This is a genomic window from Flavobacterium cupreum, assembly GCF_003996965.1.
GTDB lineage: Bacteria > Bacteroidota > Bacteroidia > Flavobacteriales > Flavobacteriaceae > Flavobacterium > Flavobacterium cupreum.
Genome location: NZ_QWDM01000191.1, coordinates 1 through 307 on the forward strand (window position 1 = coordinate 1; position 307 = coordinate 307).

The following is a 307-nucleotide window of genomic DNA, read 5'->3' on the forward strand; positions in this document are numbered from 1 at the left end:
GTGGGTGTGGATCGCCTCCTCGAACGCCTGGCGCAGCAGGTATTGGCGGCATTCCGGCGCCGTGATGTGGCGGTAGGTGCCGCGCACGATGTTGTTCGCGGCGAGCGAATCGGCGGTCACGAAGAAGCCCAAATTTCTTTTCACGAGACGACGCTCGTCGTCGGTCAAACCGTTGGGATTTTTCCACAATTCGATGTCGCGCTGCATGTTGACCTCTTGCGGCATCCAATGGTTCGCGCAGCCGGCCAGATATTTATCCCACGCCCATTTGTATTTGAACGGGACCAATTGGTTCACATCGGTCTTG

At 57.3% G+C, this 307-nt stretch carries 1 protein-coding gene; it reads right to left on the minus strand.

Annotation, left to right across the window (positions count from 1 at the left end; translation table 11 throughout):
- Nucleotides 1–307 (minus strand): ribonucleotide-diphosphate reductase subunit beta (locus D0817_RS27140; RefSeq protein ID WP_193555382.1); only part of this gene is annotated, 307 nt, incomplete at both ends.